General features: G+C 70.3%; 1 protein-coding gene. It reads left to right on the top strand.

Translation table 11 applies throughout. The annotated features are described in order from the left end of the window. On the top strand, window positions 1–239 hold a 239-nt coding region (locus SB822_RS60595), incomplete at both ends, for an alanine--tRNA ligase-related protein (RefSeq protein WP_410859585.1).

Here is a 239-nt window from a genome sequence, read left to right on the forward strand (position 1 = left end):
GATCGCCGACCACATCCGCGCCTGCTCCTTCCTCATCGTCGATGGCGTGCTGCCGTCCAACGAAGGGCGCGGCTACGTCCTGCGCCGGATCATCCGCCGCGCCCTGCGCCATGGCTGGATGCTCGGCGTGCGCCAGCCGTTCTTCCACAAGATGGTCGCGACCCTGTCCGGGCTGATGGGCGAGGCCTATCCGGAACTGCCGGCCGCGCGCGACACCGTCGAGCGTGCGCTGAAGGCCG

Origin of the sequence: Paraburkholderia sp. SIMBA_054 (assembly GCF_046534875.1) — a bacterium.
Taxonomy (GTDB): Bacteria; Pseudomonadota; Gammaproteobacteria; order Burkholderiales; family Burkholderiaceae; genus Paraburkholderia; species Paraburkholderia hospita.